Annotated in this window: 18 protein-coding genes, 1 tRNA gene and 1 pseudogene; 14 read left to right on the plus strand and 6 right to left on the minus strand. The window is 61.6% G+C overall.

Annotated features, from left to right (window positions below):
- Positions 1-64: 64 nt before the first annotated feature.
- From ABT24_RS01070 to cysS, 6 genes are all read right to left on the minus strand, one after another.
- A tRNA-Ser gene (locus ABT24_RS01070) sits at positions 65-155 on the minus strand.
- A gap of 114 nt (positions 156-269) precedes the next feature.
- Positions 270-1,523 carry an aspartate kinase gene (locus ABT24_RS01075; protein ID WP_276729129.1) on the minus strand — a complete coding sequence of 418 codons (1,254 nt, stop codon included), beginning with the start codon at positions 1,521-1,523 and terminating at the stop codon, positions 270-272.
- Between the two features lie 81 nt (positions 1,524-1,604).
- Positions 1,605-2,591, minus strand: a complete 987-nt coding sequence (tilS, locus tag ABT24_RS01080) for a tRNA lysidine(34) synthetase TilS (RefSeq protein WP_276729127.1) — start codon at positions 2,589-2,591, stop codon at positions 1,605-1,607.
- A 61-nt stretch (positions 2,592-2,652) separates the two neighbouring features.
- Positions 2,653-3,630 (minus strand): acetyl-CoA carboxylase carboxyltransferase subunit alpha, encoded by a 978-nt coding sequence (locus tag ABT24_RS01085; protein WP_276729124.1) that lies wholly within the window; start codon positions 3,628-3,630, stop codon positions 2,653-2,655.
- Between the two features lie 57 nt (positions 3,631-3,687).
- Positions 3,688-4,353: a DNA-3-methyladenine glycosylase family protein gene (locus tag ABT24_RS01090; protein ID WP_041608863.1), complete on the minus strand. Its 666-nt coding sequence runs from the start codon at positions 4,351-4,353 to the stop codon at positions 3,688-3,690.
- Complete coding sequence (gene cysS, locus ABT24_RS01095; RefSeq protein WP_276729121.1) at positions 4,353-5,735, minus strand: cysteine--tRNA ligase; 1,383 nt, start codon at positions 5,733-5,735, stop codon at positions 4,353-4,355. The genes ABT24_RS01090 and cysS overlap by 1 nt, the downstream gene beginning before the upstream one ends.
- A gap of 176 nt (positions 5,736-5,911) precedes the next feature.
- Between cysS and ABT24_RS01100 the strand changes: the two genes are divergently transcribed.
- The 14 genes and pseudogenes from ABT24_RS01100 (at position 5,912) to ABT24_RS01165 (ending at position 19,450) form a co-directional block, all read left to right on the plus strand.
- On the plus strand, positions 5,912-7,006 hold the full coding sequence (locus ABT24_RS01100) for a nuclear transport factor 2 family protein (RefSeq protein WP_276729119.1): 1,095 nt from the start codon (positions 5,912-5,914) through the stop codon (positions 7,004-7,006).
- 68 nt (positions 7,007-7,074) lie between these two features.
- On the plus strand, positions 7,075-8,418 hold the full coding sequence (locus ABT24_RS01105; RefSeq protein WP_276729116.1) for a L,D-transpeptidase family protein: 1,344 nt from the start codon (positions 7,075-7,077) through the stop codon (positions 8,416-8,418).
- A 176-nt stretch (positions 8,419-8,594) separates the two neighbouring features.
- Positions 8,595-9,062: a peptidylprolyl isomerase gene (locus ABT24_RS01110; protein ID WP_502689008.1), complete on the plus strand. Its 468-nt coding sequence runs from the start codon at positions 8,595-8,597 to the stop codon at positions 9,060-9,062.
- 22 nt (positions 9,063-9,084) lie between these two features.
- A pseudogene (locus ABT24_RS01115) lies at positions 9,085-9,494 on the plus strand (peptidylprolyl isomerase).
- Between the two features lie 51 nt (positions 9,495-9,545).
- On the plus strand, positions 9,546-10,394 hold the full coding sequence (locus tag ABT24_RS01120; protein ID WP_276729109.1) for a UDP-2,3-diacylglucosamine diphosphatase: 849 nt from the start codon (positions 9,546-9,548) through the stop codon (positions 10,392-10,394).
- Positions 10,395-10,557: 163 nt separating this feature from the next.
- A complete protein-coding gene (locus ABT24_RS01125; protein WP_276729179.1) occupies positions 10,558-11,061 on the plus strand; it encodes a pilus assembly FimT family protein in 504 nt (167 codons plus the stop codon).
- Positions 11,033-11,560, plus strand: coding sequence for a type IV pilus modification protein PilV (gene pilV / locus ABT24_RS01130; RefSeq protein WP_276729105.1), 528 nt, complete (start codon positions 11,033-11,035; stop codon positions 11,558-11,560). The genes ABT24_RS01125 and pilV overlap by 29 nt, the downstream gene beginning before the upstream one ends.
- Positions 11,557-12,597, plus strand: coding sequence for a PilW family protein (locus ABT24_RS01135; protein ID WP_276729102.1), 1,041 nt, complete (start codon positions 11,557-11,559; stop codon positions 12,595-12,597). Before pilV ends, ABT24_RS01135 begins: the two co-directional genes overlap by 4 nt.
- A gap of 3 nt (positions 12,598-12,600) precedes the next feature.
- Positions 12,601-13,188: a pilus assembly PilX family protein gene (locus tag ABT24_RS01140; protein WP_276729099.1), complete on the plus strand. Its 588-nt coding sequence runs from the start codon at positions 12,601-12,603 to the stop codon at positions 13,186-13,188.
- 52 nt (positions 13,189-13,240) lie between these two features.
- Positions 13,241-14,227, plus strand: a complete 987-nt coding sequence (locus ABT24_RS01145; RefSeq protein ID WP_286737291.1) for a hypothetical protein — start codon at positions 13,241-13,243, stop codon at positions 14,225-14,227.
- Positions 14,166-17,021, plus strand: a complete 2,856-nt coding sequence (locus ABT24_RS01150; RefSeq protein ID WP_286737292.1) for a pilus assembly protein — start codon at positions 14,166-14,168, stop codon at positions 17,019-17,021. Before ABT24_RS01145 ends, ABT24_RS01150 begins: the two co-directional genes overlap by 62 nt.
- 14 nt (positions 17,022-17,035) lie before the next feature.
- A complete protein-coding gene (locus ABT24_RS01155; RefSeq protein WP_276709232.1) occupies positions 17,036-17,503 on the plus strand; it encodes a type IV pilin protein in 468 nt (155 codons plus the stop codon).
- Between the two features lie 188 nt (positions 17,504-17,691).
- Positions 17,692-18,180, plus strand: a complete 489-nt coding sequence (locus tag ABT24_RS01160) for a GspH/FimT family protein (RefSeq protein ID WP_050985890.1) — start codon at positions 17,692-17,694, stop codon at positions 18,178-18,180.
- Between the two features lie 19 nt (positions 18,181-18,199).
- On the plus strand, positions 18,200-19,450 hold the full coding sequence (locus ABT24_RS01165; RefSeq protein WP_276729093.1) for an MgtC/SapB family protein: 1,251 nt from the start codon (positions 18,200-18,202) through the stop codon (positions 19,448-19,450).
- Positions 19,451-19,460 lie beyond the last annotated feature (10 nt).

Here is a 19,460-nt window from a genome sequence, read left to right on the forward strand (position 1 = left end):
CCCAATGAAAAAGCCCCGCCGCAGAGACTGCGTGGGGCTTCGAGGGACTACTTTAGATCAATCCTGGCGGAGACGAAGGGATTCGAACCCTTGATGCGCTTTTGGCGCATACTCCCTTAGCAGGGGAGCACCTTCGGCCACTCGGTCACGTCTCCAGTTGCCTCAAGTTTCCTTTTGGCAAATTGCTTGTAGCTTCATGCGTTCAGCAAAGTCGACAATTATTACACGCATTCACCTGCGATCGCCACCTTGACGGAAAACGTCGCGGCTCAGACGCTTTGTTCTAGGTCGAAGGCCTTGTGCAAGGAGCGCACCGCAAGCTCCATGTACTTTTCTTCGATGACCACCGAGACCTTGATTTCCGAGGTGGAGATCATCTGGATGTTGATGCCTTCTTCCGACAGGGTGCGGAACATTTTGCTGGCCACGCCGGCATGCGAGCGCATGCCCATGCCCACGATGGAAACCTTGCACACTTTCGGATCGCCGAGAATTTCCTTGGCGCCGATGTGGGCCTGCACGCTGGACTTGAGAATGTCGAGCGCACGCGCGTAATCGCCCCGGCCCACGGTGAAGGTGAAGTCGGTGAAACCGGCCACGCTCTGGTTTTGCAGAATCATGTCGACTTCGATATTGGCCTCGCCCACGGCGCTGAGAATCTGATAGGCGATGCCGGGACGGTCGGGCACGCCGACCACGATGATCTTGGCTTCGTCGCGGGCAAAGGCGATACCCGACACCACGGCTTGTTCCATGTTTTCGTCTTCCTCAAAGGTGATGAGTGTGCCGCTGCGCGACTCTTGCTCCAGCGGCAGGTCCCACGGGGTCAGGCTGGAGAGCACGCGCAGGCGAACCTTGTACTTGCCCGCGAATTCCACCGAGCGGATTTGCAGCACCTTGGAGCCCAGGCTGGCCATCTCCAGCATTTCTTCGAAGGTGATGGTGTCGAGCCGCCGGGCTTCGGGCACGATGCGCGGATCGGTGGTGTAGACGCCGTCGACGTCGGTGTAGATCTGGCATTCGTCGGCCTGCAAGGCCGCTGCGAGCGCCACGCCCGAGGTATCTGAGCCGCCCCGGCCCAGGGTGGTGATGTTGCCCTGCGCGTCCACGCCTTGAAACCCGGCAACGACGGGGATGATGCCCTGAGCGAGATCGGCCTTGAGTTTGTCGGCGTCGATGGACTCGATGCGGGCCTTGGTGAAGGCGCTGTCGGTATGCACGGCGATCTGCGCGCCGGTGTAGCTTCGAGCTTTGCGTCCCAGCGCCTGCAGCGCCATGGACAGCAGGCCGATGGTGACCTGCTCGCCGGTCGAAGCCACGACGTCGAGTTCGCGCGGATCGGGCTGGGGTTGGATTTCTTTGGCCAGCGCGATCAGGCGATTGGTTTCACCCGACATCGCGGAGACCACCACCACGACCTGATGCCCGGCTTCGCGCCACTTGGCCACGCGCCGGGCCACGTTTTTGATCCGTTCGGCTGACCCCACCGAGGTGCCGCCGTATTTCTGGACGATGAGTGCCATGAGAGATGCGTTCGAGAGCTGCGAAAGTCTCTTTGCCCGGCGCACGATGCACCTGACCGTTTCGCTGCAAAGCTTCACATTCTAGGCGTTCTCTGCTGCGGCATCGCCCCATTTCAAACGCAGCCAAGCCCCCTGACGCTGAAGGATGCCGCCTGGCAGACGCAGTTCGAGGCGATGCGCGCCCTGCCCAGTCCGCAAGACTTGTCGCACTAGTTCGTCAGTCCGCGCACGGTCCAGGCGCTGCCCGTTTTGCCGCAGCCAAAGCCGCAAGACCTCGCTAGCAGATACGGCGCCCAGGGCGCGCAAGGCGGCAAGATCCAACCCCTGGGGTTGCAGGCAGAGACGCAATTGCTGCGCCGCCGTCGATTGAATCTGCGCGTCGGCCGCTGCGCACAAGGCGGCGCTGCGGCCCAGCGTCTGCCGATAGGCGGGTTCGAGCCGGGCGAGAACCGGCACCAGTTCATGCCGAATGCGGCTGCGCCGAAACGCGGGGTCGGCATTCATCGGATCGTCCAGAAAGCTCACCGCCTGCGCCTTAAGCCAGCTCCGCAATTCGGCCGCGCCGCAGTCCAGCAAGGGTCGCGCAAAGCTGCAGCCGTGGCGCTGCATCTGCGCGGGCATCGCCGCCAAGCCGCGCGGCCCTGCCCCGCGCAACAAGGCGAGCAAGAGCGTCTCGACCTGATCGTCCCCATGCTGCGCAAGCAGAACCACCGCGCAGTTCTGCTCGCGCGCAAGCTTGGCCAGCGCCAAATAGCGGGCCTCGCGCGCGACTTCTTCCAAGCTCTGTCCCCGCGCCACATCGACTTGCACAATGGTCTCGGCATACGCCACATCGAGGGCGGCGCAGGCTTGGGCGCAATGTTGCGCGAACAACTGGGCCGAGGTTTGCAAGCCATGATTGACGTGCAAGGCACAAAGCCGCCCACCGCCCCAGAGCGTGCGGGCCGCGAGCAGCAAAGCCGTGGAATCGGCCCCGCCGCTGAAAGCTATGCCGATGCGCTCGGCCTGGGCGACGCCGGGGTGCTGCGACGCGAAGCGCCTGAGCGCGGCAAGCGCGGGGTTGTTCAAGAAGGGCAGCGCCACCTGTGAAGCCGACGAGGTGGAACCATCAAGTGAACCGACGAGGGGGTCAACGTCCCGCCGTCTTGGTGTCTTCGAATTTGCCAAAGCCTTGCAGCCGCTCCAGCCGCTGCTTCACCAGATCGGCCGGCTTGGTGTGCTGGAAGTGGCGCAGCGATTCGCCCAACGCACGCTTGAGCGAAGCCGCCATCGCCGCAGGGTCGCGGTGCGCGCCGCCCACCGGCTCGTTGACGATTTTGTCCACCAGGCCCAGCGCCTTGAGGCGGTGCGCGGTAAGACCCAGCGCCTCGGCGGCTTCCGGCGCTTTTTCTGCGCTCTTCCAGAGAATGGAGGCGCAGCCCTCGGGTGAAATCACCGAGTAGATCGAATACTGCAGCATGAGCAACTGGTCGCACACCGCAATAGCCAGCGCCCCGCCCGATCCGCCCTCACCGATGATGGTGGAAATGATGGGCACTTCGAGTTGCGCCATCTCGTAGATATTGCGGCCAATGGCTTCGGACTGGCTGCGTTCTTCGGCATCGATGCCGGGATAGGCGCCAGGCGTATCGACAAAGGTGAAGATGGGCAGGTGGAATTTTTCGGCCAGTTTCATCAGCCGCAGCGCCTTGCGATAGCCCTCGGGCTTGGGCATGCCGAAGTTGCGCATCGCGCGCTCCTTGGTGTCGCGCCCCTTCTGGTGGCCGATCACCATGCAGGCCTGCCCGCCCAGACGCGCCAGGCCACCCACGATGGACAGGTCGTCGGCATAGGCGCGATCGCCGTGCAGCTCGTGAAAGTCGGTGAAGATCTGGTTGGCGTAGTCGAGTGTGTAAGGCCGCTGGGCGTGCCGCGCAATCTGCGTGGTCTGCCATGGCGTGAGCTTGGCGTAGAGGTCTTTGGTGAGCTGCTGGCTTTTTTTCTGCAAGCGCCCGATTTCTTCGGAAATATCGACCGCCGATTCATCCTGCACAAAGCGCAGTTCGTCGATTTTGTTCTCGAGTTCGGCAACCGGTTGCTCGAAATCGAGAAAGACTTTTTTGCTCATATTCACCTCGGGAAATGATCCGCTCCTGCGTTGCAAACATGCAAAACAATGCGCAAATCAATACGCAACCGGCAACGGGTCCAGACTTCGCCAAATATACCAAGTCCCCACTGAACGCCACGGCGCCCAGGCGGCGGCCACTTCGCGCACCTCGCTCTGGGTCACGGGCTCGCCGGCGAAGTAAGTCTGGCTCACGCCTTTGATCAGCCCCAGATCGCCCAAGGGCAGGACGTCCGGGCGCATCAGGTGAAAGATCAGAAACATGTCCGCCGTCCAGCGGCCAATCCCGCGGATGGTCAGCAGTTCAGCGGCGATGGCCTCGTCGGGCATCTCCTGCCATTGGTCCGGATGCACCTCCCCAGCGTGGAATTTGACAGCGAGGTCGCGCACATAGCCCGCCTTGCGACCCGACAGGCCGCAAGCACGCAGAGCCTCATCATCGAGGCCGACCAGATGTTCCGGCGCGACTTGCGGCACGGCGGCACAGAGCCGATCCCAGACCGTCTGCGCCGCCTTGACAGAAATCTGCTGGCCGATGATGGAACGCGCCAGCGTCTGAAACGGATCGCCCCGGCTTTGCAGCCGCGTGCCCGCATGCGTCTTGATGAGTTTGCGCATCACGCGATCGGTGCGCTGCAGGTGGGCGCAGGCCTTGTCCCAATCGAGCGGGATGGGGCCTTTGGTGGAGACGACCGTATCCGACCAAGCCGGTGCTCGCGCCATCAAGCCGCCCTCCATACCGTGATTCCGCCCGGCTTGTCTTCGAGCACGATGCCCTTGGCCGTGAGTTCGGCGCGGATGCGATCGGCCTCGGCAAAGTTGCGCGCCTGTTTGGCGGCGATGCGGGCCTGCACCAACTGCTCCACCCACGCCGCATCCACCGCGGCGGCCTTGCTTTGCAGGAACTCGCGCGGATTCTGCTGCAGCAGACCGAGCACTTCGCCCAACCCCTTGAGCAGCGCCGCCAGATCGGCATCGCCCGTTTTGTTGACCTCGGTCGCCAGCTCGAACAACACCGCCATGGCCTCAGGCGTATTGAGATCGTCATTCATCGCCGCGGCAAAGGCCTGCGCGCGCGGGTGGCTCCAGTCGATACGCGCGGGTAGCTCGGCGAACGGGTCGAGCGCGGTGTAGAGACGGGTGAGCGCAGCGTGGGCGTCTTGCAGGTGTTCGTCGCTGTAGTTCAGCGGGCTGCGATAGTGCGCACGGACGATGAACAGCCGCACGGTTTCGGCGTCCACATGCTGGAGAATGTCGCGGATGGTGAAAAAATTGCCCAGCGATTTGGACATTTTCTCGCCGTCCACCCGCACAAACCCGTTGTGCAGCCAGACATTGGCCATGGGCTTGCCGCTGGCCCCCTCGCTTTGCGCGATTTCGTTCTCGTGATGCGGAAATTGCAGATCGGCCCCGCCGCCGTGAATATCGAAAGTCTCGCCCAGCAGCGCGCAGCTCATGGCCGAGCATTCGATATGCCAGCCGGGACGGCCCGGGCCGTCATCGGAAGGCCATTTCACCTCCTCGGGCTCAGCGGGTTTAGCCGCTTTCCACAGCACAAAGTCCAGCGGATCTTGCTTGGCGGTATCGACCTCCACGCGCTCGCCCGCGCGCAGTTCATCGAGCGACTTGCCCGACAACTTGCCGTAGCCGGGAAACGCGCGCACATGAAAGTTCACATCGCCCGCGCTGTCGCGATAGGCCAGACCGCGCGTCTTGAGCTTGCCGATCAGGTCGAGCATCTGCGGCACATAGTCGGTGGCGCGCGGCTCATGCGTAGGCCGCTCCACGCCGAGGGCGTCGGCATCTTCGTGCATGGCGGCGATGAAGCGATCGGTCAAGGCACGGATGGTTTCGCCGTTTTCCTGCGCGCGGCGAATGATTTTGTCGTCGATGTCGGTAATGTTGCGCACATAGGTGACGCGCAAGCCCTGCGCCTTGAGCCAGCGCTGCAGCAGATCGAACACCACCATCACCCGCGCGTGCCCGATGTGACAGTAGTCATACACCGTCATGCCGCAGACATACATGCGGACATGGCCCGGCTCGATGGGCACGAAACGGTCTTTCCCGCGGGTGAGGGTATTGTGTAGATGCAACGCAGTCATGGAATTGGGTTTGGGAACAGCGGTTTGTGCGCGGGCGCGCCATGTCCCCAGATAAAATTAAAAACTTAGCACAAGCAGCCAGTTTTCGGCTTGACGCGCTGCACTTGAATCCGCGCTGCGCATCGCCAGTCGGCACGGCGCTTATCCAGACTTCAGACCACTCACTTAGTCACCCAATGCGAAATCGCCTCCTCGCCACCCTGATCGCCCTCACGCTGAGTGCACCAACCGTCTGGGCGGCAGACGCAGCCAGTGTCAGCCAAAGTCTGCAAAAAGGCGATCTGAGCATTGCGCTGACGCAGGTGGACACGCTGCTGGCGCAAAAGCCCAAAGACCCGCAGTACCAGTTTTTGAAAGGCGTCATCCTCACCGAGCAGAAAAAAGACGCCCAGGCCATCAAAATCTTCCAGTCGCTCACCGAGCAATACCCCGAACTGCCCGAGCCCTATAACAATCTGGCCGTGCTCTACGCCCAGCAAGGGCAGTACGACAAGGCCCGCTCCGCGCTCGATATGGCCATACGAACCAACCCGAGCTACGCCACCGCGCAAGCCAACCTGGGCGATATTTACGCCAAACTCGCCAGCCAGGCCTACCAAAAGGCGCTGCAACTCGCCCCCGACGAAAACGCCAGCGCCCGAGTCAAGCTCAACCTGATTCGCGAATTGTTCGATCAGGGCAAAAATCCCGCCGCTCATCCGGCCTCGGCGGCGCCCTTGAAAGTCACCACGGCGCAGCCCGCGAAAGAAACCAAAACCGAGATCAAGCCCGCAGCAGTCGCGCCTGCGCCGAAGCCGGTAGTGGTAGCCGCCGAAAAACCCGCGGCCAAACCCGAGCCCGCGCCGACGGCCCCGGTTGCCACCAAGCCTGCCGTGCCCGCACCCTCCGAAAACAAACCGGCGCCCGCCGCTGCGCCTGCGCAGACCAACGCCAGCGAACAGGCGGCGGTGTCCGAAGCGGTTGAGCGCTGGGCCGACGCCTGGCAAAACAAGAATCTGCCAGGCTATTTCGCCGCCTACGCCCTCAATTTCAAGCCGGAGAAGGGTATGAGCCTGAGCGCCTGGAAGGATCAGCGTCGAGCCCGCATTTCCGACAAAGCCAAGATCACGGTGAAAGTGCACGCCCTCAAGGTGCAGATCGACGGCGACAAAGCCACCGCGCGCTTTCGTCAGCACTACACCTCCGGCTCGCTCGATTTTGACGGCCCGAAAACCCTGCAAATGCAGCGTGAAAACGGCAAGTGGCTGATCGTGCGCGAGATCGTCGGCTGAACAGCCACTCTAGCCTCTGCAAGGCGCCTCATTTAGGCTGTGATTTCAAGCCCTCGCATCGATCCGCCGTGAAGCCCGCATTCCGCCGCCCGCCTCTGCGCAAGCTGTTGCCTTGGGCGCTGCTGTGCGTGCCGCTGGTGTTCGCGGCCCGCGCCGCGACCGACTACAACGCGATGCCCAGCGCCGCACCGGGCAGTCGCCTGCTGCATGACCCGGCGGCCGAACCGACAGGCGAGTTGGCCAGCAACGCCGCAGGCCCGTCCACCGGTTCAGTGCAGCAACCCGTCGTTTCGGCGCGCACTCTGCTCAAACTCACCACCTCGCTGAGCGCGCCTGCTAACCAGGACGGCGCGGAACGGCGCCTGCTCCACGCTTACGCCGAAGTCGCTGCCGGCCACCTCGATGCGGCGCGGGCCCAGGCCGAGCAACTGGCGCGGGAGTACCCGCATTTCTCCCTGGCGCAATTGCTTCTGGGCGATGTCATGCAAGCCAGCGCCGGAAACCCTGCGGGCTTCGCCGCGGCCCCGCCACCCGCGCTTTCGGAACAACAGGCGCAACAGCACGCCCGCGTTCTGGAACTTCGGGCGGAGGCACTGGCCCGCCTCGCCGCCTACACCGCACCGCCCCCGACCGGGGCGATTGCCGCCAATCTGGTGGCGCTGGCGCCCGACGTGCAGCGCGCCATCGTGGTGGATACCGCCCGTTCGCGTCTGTATCTTTTTGAGCAGCGCAACGGCGTACCCCAGCTCGAGGCGAGCTACTACTTCAGCCAGGGCAAATTCGGCGCGGGCAAGACCCAGGTCGGCGATATGAAAACTCCGCTGGGCATTTACTTCATCACCCGCAAAATCGGCGCCAAAGACCTCAAACCGCTCTATGGCGCCGGCGCGCTCACGCTGAACTACCCCAACGAGTGGGACAAGCAGCAAGGCCACACTGGCTTTGGCGTCTGGCTGCACGGCACACCGCCGGGCAGCTATGCCCGCGTTCCCCTGGCATCTGACGGCTGCGTGGTGCTGTCCAACCCGGACGTGCTCAGCCTCATGGCCGACACCCCGGCGGGCAGCACCCCGGTGGTCATCACCCGCCATGTGCAATGGCTGAGCGTCTCGCAGTGGACTGCCCAGCGCCAGCGCATCACGGCGCGGTTGCAGACCGACGTCGTTCAGGCGGCTACCCAAGGCGCGCGTCCGCAAGACACGCTCGCCGCCAGCGCCTCGGCGCCGAATACTGCGCACGCGCCTGCGCGCAACCCATCCATCACCCCCGGCGCGCTCACCGTCCTGCAATACCCGGGGCAAAGGGTGGTGCAGTACAGTGCGGCCGGTGCGCCCTCCAGCCCGCTCTATCGTCAGTACTGGGCCCAGCGCAACAACCAGTGGCAACTCATTTTTCAAGGAAGCGTTTCGTAATGAATTCCAGCCTGACCACCCCGTCCCACTCTTCGCTCCCCAATTGGCGACGCATCATGCGGCAGCACATCGCCCCCGTACTCGCCGCGCTGAGCTTGGTGTCCGCAGCGGCCCTGCCCGCAGCACACGCCGCCGAAGCCCCCGCCGCGCAACCCAAGGTGGAATTCGTCACCACTATGGGCAATTTCGTAGTGCAGCTCGACCCGGCCCGGGCGCCTAAAACCGTGGCCAATTTTCTCGACTATGTGAAAAGCGGCTTCTACAAAGGCACCATTTTTCACCGCGTGATTCCCGGCTTCATGGTGCAAGGCGGTGGCTTCACCGCCGACATGCAGAAAAAACCCACCCGCGCGCCCATTCCGCTGGAGAGTCAGAACGGCCTGCGCAATCTCAAGGGCACCATCGCCATGGCGCGCACCTCCGACCCCAACTCGGCCACCTCGCAGTTCTTCGTCAACGTGGTCGACAACCCCAGCCTCGACTATCCCAAGCCCGACGGCTACGGCTACGCCGTGTTCGGCAAGGTCATTTCAGGCATGAACGTGATCGAAAAGATCGTGGCCGTGCCGACCAAGAACGAAGGCATGTTCCAGGACGTGCCCGTCAAGCCCATCGTCATCGAAGACGCCAAACTCCTCAACTAAAGCTGAAAACAGAAAGCCCATCATGGTCGAACTCCAAACCAACCACGGCAACATCCGCATCGAACTCGACACCGAGCACGCCCCCAAGTCGAGCGAAAACTTCCTGGCCTATGTGCGCTCGGGCCACTTTGACGGCACCGTCTTTCACCGCGTGATCGACGGCTTCATGATCCAGGGCGGCGGCTTCGAGCCCGGCATGAAGTAAAAGCCCACCCTCGCCCCGATTCAGAACGAAGCCAACAACGGCCTGAAAAACGACCGCTACACCCTCGCCATGGCCCGCACCTCCGATCCGCATTCGGCGTGTTCGGCAAAGTGGTCGAAGGACAAGACGTGGTGGACAAGATCAAGAGCGTGAAAACCGGCCGCAAGGGCTTTCACGACGACGTGCCGCAAGAAGACGTGGTCATCCTCAAAGCCGTCGAAGTCTGACAACGGCATCACCGCAAAATCAGGGCGGCGGTTCGCGTGTCGGCTAACTCCTTGTCCGCAGAGGACGCCGCGCACGCCCCCCGCCCCGAGCCCGCGTTCCCCAGCCTGATTGCCCCGCCTACCTGGCGGCGCATCGCCCTCGTCTCCGATCTTCATCTAGGTGCGCTGGCCCCGCGCACCACCCAGACCTTCATCGCCTGGCTAGCCGACGCCGCCCGCGCGGCCGATGCCCTGTTCATCCTGGGCGACCTGTTCGAGGCCTGGATCGGCGACGATCTGCTCGACCCCTCCGCGCTGGCCGTCGCACCTGAAGACGCCGCCTGCGCCCAAGACATCGCGGGCGCGCTGCGCGCCTACACCGATTCGGGCCGCGCCCTGTTCGTGCAGCACGGCAACCGCGACTTTCTGCTCGGCGAGCGGTTCCAGCAAGCCACCGGCGCGCAAATCCTGCCCGACCCCGTCGTGCTCACGTTTCAGGCCGGGCGCACCCTCCTCACCCACGGCGACCAGCTCTGCACCGCCGACACCGCCTACCAACAATTTCGCGCCACCGTCCGCAACGCCGAGTGGCAGCGGCAAGTGCTGGCCCAGCCGCTCGCTGCCCGCGTGCTGCAGGCCAGCGCCATGCGCGCAGCCAGCAACGCCGCGCAAGCCCGCCCCGAAAACTGGGCCGACGCCGATCCCGCCGAGGCCCGCCACTGGCTGGCCCGCGCCGCCTGCGCCTGGATGATCCACGGCCACACCCACCGCCCGCGCAACCACTGGCAAGGCGGAGAGCTCCGGCAAGTCCTCTCCGACTGGGACTGCGACGCCCCCCACAGCGCCCCGCCCCGCGCGCAGGCCCTCTGGCTCAGCGCCCAGGGCCAAGGCGTCGAAGTCAGCAGCCAGCGCTGCGACTGACGTCTTTTCACCCCCCTCCAGCGCACAGGCTGGGGGGTTGTTGCACAGATTGATACAAAAAATACCGTTCGTCGGTCATAAACGACCGTTCGTCGGAAAGTCTGCGCACGAGCCTGCGAGGCATGGAAAACTTTGGTCACATTGTTTCAATTTGGAAACCACTGTGTACCACAGAATTTCTGGCTTCACGTTGATCGAATTGCTCGTCACCATCACGGTCGCAGCAGTTCTTTTGGCGGTTGCCGTCCCCAACTTTCAGAACCTGATGCTCAGCAACAAACTGAGCACCAGCGCCAACGCCGTGGTGTATGCACTGAATTTAGCCAAATCCGAAGCCGTCAAACGCAATCAGGATGTCAGTTTCACCAACAGCGCGCAGATCAAAAACACCGACGCCGCCGGAACAACGCTCGCCGCCGCCCCAGCGCTGCCAGCGGGCGTTCAAAAAGTCAGCGGAAAGGCGTTGATCGCTTCGCCAGCCGGATTCCTGAGACAGTCGACGGCAAACGCCGGATTCTCAGGCTTGGTGATGGATCTCTACGCCAGCAATCTACCGAGTAATCAACACCGCTGCGTCTATTTGGTTACCGGCATCACTGCCGTGACCTGCACGGTGAACGGAACTGGAAATTGTCCCAATGCGCAACCCAACCCTTGCCAACAGTAAATCGGCGCCTTTTGAAAAAGGCCATCAGTCTCAGGTCGGCGCCGGTTTGCTGGAAATCCTGATCGCGGTACTGGTGCTGTCCATTGGTTTCCTCGGCATGTCCACATTGCTGGTGCGATCGATGACCAACAACAACAGCGCCATGGCGCACACTCAAACCTCCGTGGTCACCTACGCCATTCTCGATTCGTTGCGCGCCAATCGAACCGCCGCACTCAACGGCGACTACGACACGACCGCCACCTTCAAGTTGACAGGTAGCACGCCAAGCTGTTCGCTTTCCACAAATCTGACGGGCCGGCCCGATACCGAGGTTCAAGCATGGTGCCTGGGCTCTGGCGGCACGCCACCAGGCGGACTAGCCGCCCTGGGAAATGGCGCCACCGGAAAAATTGACTGCACCAGCAACGGCGATTGCACCGTGACCGTTACTTTCGACGACAGTCGCGCCACTGCCGGTTCAAGTACACAGACCTTCGTCACCAAGGCCATGCTATGAACCCAAGCTCTACCCACATCAAAGCGCAGGGTGCGTTACCAAGCCGCCAGCGCGGCATGACCCTCGTTGAACTCATGGTGGCCATGTTGCTTGGTCTGGTCGTGACCGGCGTAGCGGTCAGCGTCTTTCTGGCCAGTCGCAGCTCCTTCAAGACCAATATGGCGATCGGTGAAGTGCAGGATGGTTCACGCATCGCCTTTGAATTGCTGACACGCGATGCTCGCCAGGCGTCGTTGACCGGCTGCGGCAACGGCACCTTTATTGCCAACGTGCTGAAAAACAGCGGTACAGACTGGTGGGCAAACTGGGGCAATGCGGTCCGCGGCTACGAAGCCGGTTCTACCGATCCGGCAGTCACCACTGGCACGGCAACCGGCAACCGACTTGCCGCCACCGATTCGGTACAACTGATCGGGAGCGAAAGCGCAGGCTTGAGCATTCAAAATGCCACTGCGGCAAGCGTCACGCTATGGTCGGCAGCAACCGATTGGAAGAACGGCGACGCGCTGCTGATCTGCGACCCGGATCACGCGGCACTGGTTCAGCTGGGCGGCGGCGAAGGCACCGCAACACTGACTTGGGCCGCCACTGGCGCCAACCCTGGAAACTGCACCGCCGACCTCGGCTTCCCAACAGCCGCTCCAGTTCCGCCCGCCACCGCGTGCACCGCAGAGGCCTACACCTTCCGCACCAATGCCCAGGCCTCGCGTCTCAATGCGGCAGACTGGTACATCGGCACCAACCCGACGGGCGGGCAGTCGCTCTACCGCATGACGCTGAGCAATAGCGGCGGTAGCTTGGCAGCGACTGCGCAGGAAATCGTGCGCAATGTCACAGACATGCAAATCCTCTATCACCAGAGTAATGCGGCCAACTACGTCGATGCCAAGTCTGTGACCAACTGGAATGAAGTTGATGCGATGCAGGTCACCCTGACGCTGGCCAGCACCACCAAACAAACGGTGACGGATAGCAACGCCAAATCCCTCAACCGCACCGTGACGACCGTCATCGCGCTGCGCAACCGTGTGAGTTAAGCCATGCAATCGATCTATTCGACCCATTCATTTGAAGCAGGGGCCGCGCAGCGCCAACGTGGCGTGGCGCTCATCGTCTCGCTGATTTTGCTGCTCATCGTCACGGTCATCGGTCTGGCGGCCATCCGCAGCACCACCCTGCAGGAAAAGATGTCCAGCAATCTGCAGGACCGCCAAATCGCGCTGCAGAACAGTGAAGCCGGGCTGCGCGTTGCGCAAGGATTGCTGCAAGCGAATACCGCAGTGATCTGGCGCGACTGCACCGTCGCCGCCACCCAGTGCGACAACAACCCCTCCGCACAGGCAACCATCGCCAACGCTTGGCAGACAGTACCGACCGGCACGGGCGCTAATCAGTACACCGCGGGCAGCAATGCAGCGGGACAGCCGCAGTATGTGATCGAAGACATGGGCCTCTGGAATGACCGCCGCACGGCCCTTGGCCCCCAGCAAACGGCCAACAGCGCGCAGTACGGGGCTGCCCCGGTTGTCCCAACGGCGCATTTCTACCGCATCACCGCGCGCAGCGCCGACCCAAGCACTTTGCCCGATCGGGCCACCGTCACCCTGCAAGCCTGGGTACGCAAATAACGCCGGTTGATCGCCAAGCAATTTCATAAATCTATTCCCCAAGGGACCCACCATGAGCCCGCAAGCAATGCCCCATCGTCCCCCACTTTGGAAGAAATTCGTCCTGCTTGGCGTTACTTGGAGCTTGTTGACCGCGCCCATCGCACAGGCTGCGGTATCGATAGCCCAGCAACCGTTGACGCTGAGCAATAACGTCCCCGGCAATCTCGTGCTCACGCCCTCTGTGGAATGGCCCACGATCATGAGCATGGCCAACGTCGGCGCTTTCGATACGACCAAAACCTATTACGGCTACTTTGACCCCAACAAGTGCTACGGCTACACCATCGCAGGTACGTCGGTGCCAGCCTTCACGGGCGTTAACGGCGGCACAAAGAACTACTTTGCGCCAGCCAGCGACGCGACCAATCGCACATGCTCCAAAGCATGGAGCGGCAATTACCTGAACTGGGCCGCCACCCAAACCATCGATGTCTTTCGCTCAACGCTGACCGGTGGCAACCGGGTGGTGGACACAGCCAACCTCACCATTCTGGAAAAGGCGCGGCATACCGGTCAAACCGGGACGGGCGCTCTCAACATTTCCGGTGCGTCCACGGTAGCGAACAACACTCCTTCCAGCCTTAGCTACTTTTCGACAAAACTCAGTGGCCTGGGAAACCGGATGTACTTCATCTCAGCTAATAGCACTAGCGTCAACGACAAAGACGGCACATCCCGCAGCTTGCGCTATCTGCTCGATAATCCGGCCGTCGCGCAGAGCAAAGGCGCAGTCGAATTCGATCCGTCTGAGGGTGTGAAGTCTGGCTGGGTCTATTCCGTCAACATCGACGTACAGGTCTGCAAAAGCGGCATGCTTGAAGACAACTGCGTCGCTTACGGCAGCAATGCCAAGCCCCAAGGTGCCCCAAGGGCTGATCCAGAAATACGCCTCCGTATTCACTTACAGCGTCTTCGGCTATCTCAATATTTCCAAGGTGCTGCAGGACGGCGCGGCGCTTCGAGCGCAGCAAGGCTTTGTCGGCCCGAATACCTATGAACCGGGAGCCACGCCTACCACCAACGCTCAGGCCGAATGGAGTGCCACCGACGGCACCTTCATCCGTAACCCGCAACCCACTGCCGCGTCCGACACAACCAGCGCATATTCTGCAGACCCGGCCATCCAAGACAGTGGAGTCATCAATTACATCAACAAATTCGGTCAGATGACCACGGCCAGTGACAAGAGCTACGACCCGGTAAGCGAGATGTATTACGCCGCGCTGCGCTACCTGAAACATCAAGGCCCGGTCGAGTCGTACAACAGCATCAGCAACTATCCGGATGGCACGGCTTACAAGATGACCGACGGCTTCCCCGTCGTCCGCACCTGGACTGACCCCTGGAAATACTCTTGCCAGCGTAGCTTCATTCTGGGCATCGGCGACGTGAACACCCACCGTGACAAAAACCTGCCGGGCAACGGAAATGGCAATGATGAACCCGCGGTACCTAGCGAAGTCAGCGCCGACACGACAGTTAATGTCGTCACAGCTACACAAAAAGTGGCAGCGCTGGAAGGCATCACCATCAACGGCATGACAGCTGACGACAGTACCGGTTTCAGCGGCCGCTCTAACTCCGCCTATATCGCCGGCCTAGCCTACGACGCCCATACCGTCGATCTGCGGTCAGACCTGAGCGGCAAGCAGACCGTCTCAACCTACTGGGTCGATGTGATGGAAAACCAGGTTCTGGAAGGCAAGGCCAAGAACCAATACTGGCTTGCGGCCAAGTACGGTGGCTTCTCTGTACCGGCCAACTACGACCCCTATGCCAACACAACGGCGCTTCCAGACGCTTCGTGGTGGACCAATGGCCAGACGCTGAGCACGAAGGACAAACGCCCAGACAATTTCTTCACGGGTGGCGACGCCAAAACCATGAAGGACTCTCTCGAGGCGGCCTTCTCGGCGATTGCCAGCGAAAACATCGGCAGCACGGCTTCGCTTTCCACCAACTCCACGCAGCTCAACAGCGGCAGCCGTGTCTACCAGGCGAGCTACAAAGAGGGTGTCTGGAGTGGTTCGCTCAAAGCCTTCAACATCGATGCAGCCACCGGCGCAGCAACCACTGAAGCTTGGGACGCGGCTCTCCAACTACCCGCAGCGGGTGCCCGTACCGTCTACACGTTGGTCGGCGGCAGTTATGTGGCGTTCGACGGCACCCATGTCAACGGCAAGTACGGCTGGACCACCGACCTGGTGAATTACATCCGTGGCGACGCCTCGAAGGAAATTCGCAACGGCGGCGCCTATCGCAACCGCACCACGGCGCTGGGCGACATCATCAACTCGCAGCCGATCTATGTGGGCAAGCCCGAAGCGGGCCCCTATGCCAACGCTACTTTCACCGGCTCCGCCAGTTTCAAAACCTTCGCCGCAACGCAGGCAACGCGCACGCCCACTATTTATGTCTCGGCCAACGACGGCATGCTGCATGGCTTCAATGCCAACACCGGCGTGGAAACCTTTGCCTTCATGCCCGGCGCGGTGCTCGCGGCCTCCACCAACCCCAGTGTGCTGGCTCAAAAGAGTTATGGCTCTGGGCTAAACCCCCATCAATATTTCAACGACGGTGAGATCACCGTGGCGGACGTCTATACCGGCTCGCCTGCAGCTTGGCGTACGGTACTGGTCGGCACAACAGGCCGCGGCACAACGCGCACCATCTACGCCCTGGACATCACCGACCCAGCATCTGTGAAATTTCTCTGGGAAGTTGCCGCTGGGTATCTCGGGCAGATCATCGGCAAACCCATCATCGCCCAGACGGCGAACGGTCAATGGTCGGTTCTGGTGGGCAACGGCATGAACAGTGACAGCGGCACTGCCGAACTGTTGCAGATCAGCCTGAACGACGGCACCGTCTCCCGTCATGCAACAAACACCGCAACAGACAACGGGCTCTCCACGCCTGCGGTCTGGATCGACAACCTTGCCAATGGCATCAGTACAAAGGCTTATGCCGGCGATCTGCAAGGCAATGTGTGGTCATTCGATCTCACCAGCGCAACCAGTGGCGGCACCCTGCTGTTCACCGCAAAGGACGGCAGCAACAAGGCCCAACCCATTACCTCGCCCATGTTTGCCGCCAAAGACCCAGACACCGGAAATCTCTGGCTGTTTTTTGGCACCGGGCGCTATTTGGGCCAGGACGACCTCGCGAATAAGGATGTACAGAGCTGGTATGGGCTGAATGTGTCGCAGGCCAGTTTTCCGATGGTCAAAAACGATCTGATCAAGCGCAGCATCACCTCAGAAATCGCTGGCACAGCGGCCGATCCGACCGCCACTCCGCCAGTCGCCGCAACTTTGCCCGCACGCACTGTCAGCGTGGGAGCTGCTGGTGACATGGCCACCAAAAAAGGCTGGTATATGAACCTCTTGCCTCCCTCTAATGCCGCCCAAGGTGAGCGCATGATCGTTGCGAACCAGGCGTATCAGAACCTGCTCGTTGGCAGCACGCTCATTCCAGACAACGCCGATGTGTGCGCCCCATCAGGCCGCGGCTGGATCATGGCCGTCAATCCGTTCACAGGCACGAATCCGACCGACATCTTTTTCGACCGCAACGGAGATCGCCGTTTCAACGACTCAGACAAAGTCACCATGAGCGACAAAACCCTCATTCCGATCGCTGGCATCGGGCTCACGGGGCTCACCGGCTTGAGCAATTTCATCAGCACGACGCTACTGGCCAATCAAAACGGCACCATTTTCAATACCCAGGTCAATCCGCAGGTTTCCAACCCCGGGCGCGTTTCCTGGGCAGAACTCATCAACCCCTGAGCGGAGGCTTATTCATGCGGCATTTCAACCGAGCAATTTTTGCCCCCGGCCGTGCGCGCCAGCTGGCTCTACGGGGTTTCACGCTGATCGAACTGATGATCGTCGTGGCCATCGTGGCCATCATCGCGGCTGTCGGCTACCCCTCCTACATCAGCCATATCACCAAAACCAAACGAGTTGCCGCTGAAGCCTGTCTCAGTGAGTATGCCAACTATATGGAACGGTATTACTCGACCAACTTGCGATATGACCAAGATTCAGCAGGAACAGCGAACACGCTACCCACGCTTTCATGCGCTTCAGATCTGAGTACTGATTACAAATTCAGCTTTGCCGCCACGCCCGGCCAGTCCACTTATCGAGTGCGTGCCGTGCCGCAGGGATCTCAAGCTAGCCGTGATACTGAATGCAACACAATTTCACTGAATCAGGCAGGAACAAAAACAATAAGCGGCACAGGCACGGTGGCCTCCTGCTGGTAAGAAAAATTTTTTAATTTGTCAAAAAATCAAGAGAATGTTTTGCTTTCAGTGATTGAACTTGCCATAATTGAGGCTGCCTCAACCATTCAGAGGGTCTCACAGTGCGGAGTTCATACCCATCTCGAATCGACAACTGCCGTGGCGTCAGCTATGCGGAGTTGTTGGTCGTCGTGGCTCTCGGGGGGTTGATGACTGCACTCGCAGCGCCTGCGTTTTCTCATCTGCTTGCTCAGCATCGCCTCACCGTCAGCAGCAATGCCTTGATGAGCGCCTTCATGATGGCGCGACAGTCTGCCATCACCCAAAATCAGGTTGTGGCGCTCTGCGCGGGTAACCCAGAGTCAGGATGCCATTCAGATTGGGGGAGCGGTGAATGGCTCATTTTCACGGATCGCAACCAAAATGGAGCCCGTGACGCCGACGACACTTTGATTCAGAGCGGATCTACGGCGCAGGAGAGTGGCATTCAAATTCTGCCCAATCGCCCCATGCAGAAGCCCGTTCTTTTCCAGCCCATTGGGCATGCCGAACAACCCAGTGGCGCATTTGCAGCGGGAACGTTGCGTCTATGCAGCAACACGTTGAACACGGTTTTGGGTGTCGATCTGATCTTGTCCAAATCAGGCAATATCCGCGCTCAGCCACACCATTCGGCCGGAAATTGCGCGCGTCCTTGATCCGTCGTGGAAGTCCGGATTGATCGAGTCTTCCGTCCTTCCCTGGATCGCCGCCCTCGGCGTCGGCCTGCTGATCGGCATCGAGCGCGAGCGCAGTCAGCCGCCTGAATCGCCTGCGGGTCTGCGCAGTTTTGTGCTGGCGGCGCTTGCGGGTGCGACTGCGGGCGTGCTGGGGCCGGTTGCGCTGGGGGTGGTACTCGCGGCTTTTGCCTTGCTGACGTTTGCGGGATATACGCAAACGCGCAAAGCCGACCCTGGGCTGACGACGGAATTCGCCCTGCTGCTCACTGTGTTGATTGGCGCGCTCGCCCAGCAGTCGCCCGGTTGGGCTGCGGGGCTGGGCGTGGTGGTCGCGGGGATTTTGGCCGCCAAAACGACGCTGCATGGGTTCGCGCGCCGTGTTTTGAGCACGCAGGAACTGGAATCCGGTCTGTTGCTGGCAGCCGCGGCGCTGGTCGTGCTGCCACTGTTGCCCGATCAGCCCATTGCGTGGTTGGCGGGGCTGAACCTGCATACCCTGTGGCTGCTGGCCGTGCTGATGATGGCGATTCAGTCGGTGGGGCATGTGGCGGTGCGGGCTTTTGGCAGCCAGCGCGGCCTGGCGCTTTCCGGGCTGGCCGGCGGGTTTGTTTCGAGCACAGCCACCATTGCCAGCATGGCGCAACGCGCACAGCTGGATGCCGCCCTGCAGGGCGATTGCCTGCGGGCGGCTTTGTTGTCGAATCTGGCTACCGTGGTGGAGTTGAGCCTGCTCGTCGCGCTGATCGATCCGGCTTTGCTCCCTGGTCTGCTGCCCGCCGTGGGGCTGTACGGGGCGGGCGCGCTGCTGGCGGTGGGCGCGACGTGGCGTCTGGCGCGGCGTACGCTGGAGAGTCTGACCTCGTCCGTGGCAGAAGAAGCAACGCGGCGTCCGTTCCAGCCGCTGCAGGCGCTGTTGTTTGCGGCTCTTCTTGCGGGCGTGCTGTTGGCCGCAGAGGCCGCGCGCAGCATGCTGGGCAGCGATGCGGCACTGGCGGCAACCGGGCTGGCAGGATTTGCCGACGCGCACGCAGCGGCCGCTTCTGCCGCGCAAATGGCGGTCAACGGCGCTTTTTCGTCCTGGCAGGCCTTGCTCGCCATCGGCATTGCCTTAGCGACCAACGCAGTGAGCAAAATCGTCGCCGGATTCGCTGGAGCGCAGTGGACGTTCGGCATGATCAATCTGGCGGCGCAGTTCGGCCTGATCGGCTTGTTCTGGCTGGGGTTGTGGCTGGGGAATGCTCAGGCGTGAGGGGCGGCTA

It is taken from the genome of Thiomonas sp. SCN 64-16, from assembly GCF_001725585.1.
GTDB classification, from domain to species: Bacteria; Pseudomonadota; Gammaproteobacteria; order Burkholderiales; family Burkholderiaceae_C; genus Thiomonas; species Thiomonas arsenitoxydans.

Bases quoted from the DNA above. Each gene is read 5' to 3' on its own strand.
- ABT24_RS01110 (WP_502689008.1), top strand. From the start codon at position 8,595: ATGGGCAATTTCGTAGTGCAGCTCGACCCGGCCCGGGCGCCTAAAACC.
- ABT24_RS01090 (WP_041608863.1), bottom strand. From the start codon at position 4,353: ATGGCGCGAGCACCGGCTTGGTCGGATACGGTCGTCTCCACCAAAGGC.
- ABT24_RS01075 (WP_276729129.1), bottom strand. From the start codon at position 1,523: ATGGCACTCATCGTCCAGAAATACGGCGGCACCTCGGTGGGGTCAGCC.
- ABT24_RS01145 (WP_286737291.1), top strand. From the start codon at position 13,241: ATGAGCCCGCAAGCAATGCCCCATCGTCCCCCACTTTGGAAGAAATTC.
- pilV (WP_276729105.1), top strand. From the start codon at position 11,033: ATGCGCAACCCAACCCTTGCCAACAGTAAATCGGCGCCTTTTGAAAAA.
- ABT24_RS01085 (WP_276729124.1), bottom strand. From the start codon at position 3,630: ATGAGCAAAAAAGTCTTTCTCGATTTCGAGCAACCGGTTGCCGAACTC.
- ABT24_RS01100 (WP_276729119.1), top strand. From the start codon at position 5,912: ATGCGAAATCGCCTCCTCGCCACCCTGATCGCCCTCACGCTGAGTGCA.
- ABT24_RS01160 (WP_050985890.1), top strand. From the start codon at position 17,692: ATGACTGCACTCGCAGCGCCTGCGTTTTCTCATCTGCTTGCTCAGCAT.
- ABT24_RS01155 (WP_276709232.1), top strand. From the start codon at position 17,036: ATGCGGCATTTCAACCGAGCAATTTTTGCCCCCGGCCGTGCGCGCCAG.
- ABT24_RS01135 (WP_276729102.1), top strand. From the start codon at position 11,557: ATGAACCCAAGCTCTACCCACATCAAAGCGCAGGGTGCGTTACCAAGC.
- cysS (WP_276729121.1), bottom strand. From the start codon at position 5,735: ATGACTGCGTTGCATCTACACAATACCCTCACCCGCGGGAAAGACCGT.
- ABT24_RS01140 (WP_276729099.1), top strand. From the start codon at position 12,601: ATGCAATCGATCTATTCGACCCATTCATTTGAAGCAGGGGCCGCGCAG.